1 protein-coding gene is annotated in these 1,511 nt (G+C 75.2%); it reads left to right on the forward strand.

Features of this window, described 5'->3' with window-relative positions; all coding sequences use genetic code 11:
* Positions 1–145: 145 nt before the first annotated feature.
* A partial coding sequence (locus HRL41_RS11890; RefSeq protein ID WP_371808852.1) for a folylpolyglutamate synthase/dihydrofolate synthase family protein occupies positions 146–1,511 on the forward strand: 1,366 nt, incomplete at its 3' end.

Below are 1,511 nucleotides of genomic sequence, written 5' to 3' on the forward strand. Positions count from 1 at the left end.
CACGCCGCGGCGCTCGACGCCGCGCGCCTCGCGGCAGCGGAGGAGGAGGTCGCGCTCATGCGGGCCCTCCTGCAGGTGGGCGTCGAGGCCGACCTGGCCGCGCGCGCCGCCGCGGCCGTCATGCGCGAGCGGCGGGCGATGTAGCGTGCGGGAGGGGGCGGCGCGCGCGCCGCAGGAGTTCGACCCGGTAGCCTACATCAACACGCCGCGCTGGCAGGCGTCGCGGCTGGGCCTCGAGCGCATCACCGCGCTGCTCGAGCGCATGGGCCGCCCGCAGGACGGCCTGAGGTTCGTGCACGTGGCGGGCACGAACGGCAAGGGCTCGGTGTGCTCCTACGTGGCGTCGGCGCTCACGTGCGCGGGGTACCGCGTCGGGCTGTTCACCAGCCCCTACATCGAGGCGTTCGAGGAGCGCATCCGCGTGGACGGCGCGAACATCGCGCGGGACGACCTCGCGCGCGCCACGCTCGCCGTGCGCGAGCACGCGAGCGCCCTGGAGGCGGCCACGGGCGAGCACCCCACCGAGTTCGAGCTCATGTGCGCCGTGGCGCTCGAGCACTTCCGCGCGGCGTGCTGCGACGTGGTGGTGCTCGAGGTGGGCCTCGGCGGGCGCCTCGACTCCACGAACGTGATCGACGCGCCCGAGGTGAGCGTGATCTGCCGCGTCGGGCTCGACCACACGGCGCTTCTGGGAAGCACGCTCGCCGAGGTCGCGGGCGAGAAGGCAGGCATCATCAAGCCCGGCGCGCCGGTGGTGAGCTGGCCGCAGGAGCCCGAGGCGGCCGCGGTGGTAGAGCGCGTCGCGCGCGAGCGGGGCTGCGAGCTCGTCACGCCCGACTTCGCCCAGCTCGAGGTGCTTCCGCTCACGTCGGCTTCGGAAGGGGCGGAAGCCTCCGGCTCGCCCGCGGTCGCGCGCGGGGCGGAAGGCGCGAAGGGCGTGGAAGGTGCGGAAGGCGCCTCCCCGAATGTTTCGCGTGAAACATTCGTACGTCATTTCCGCTACAAGGGCGCGAGCTTCGAGACGCAGCTGCTCGGCAGCTACCAGCCTGCGAACGCGGCGCTCGCCATCGAGGTGGCGGGCGCGCTGCGGCGGCGCGGGTGGCGCATCACGGACGCGGCGCTTGCCGAGGGCATCGCGCGCACCGCGTGGCCGGGCCGCTTCGAGGTGGTGGCGCGCGACCCGCTCACGATCGTCGACGGCGGGCACAACCCGCAGGGCGCCGAGGCGCTCGCCGCCTCGCTTTCCGACCTGCTCGGCGGCGCTGACGCGGCGCGGGGCCGCGTGACGTTCGCCATGGGCGTGCTCGCCGACAAGGACTACCCGGCCATGATCGAGGCCGTGGCGCCCTTCGCCCGCGCGTTCGTCACCTACGCGCCCGACAACCCCCGCGCGCTTTCGGCCCTTGACCTCGCGGCCGCCGTTGAGGCCGCCTGCGCGCCCCGCGCCTGCGAGGCTGACGGGCCCGACGCGCCCTCGGCGCGCGCGGCCGGCATGATCGCCGCCGGCGCGC

This window comes from Adlercreutzia sp. ZJ473, from assembly GCF_013185065.1.
Taxonomy (GTDB): domain Bacteria; phylum Actinomycetota; class Coriobacteriia; order Coriobacteriales; family Eggerthellaceae; genus CAAEEV01.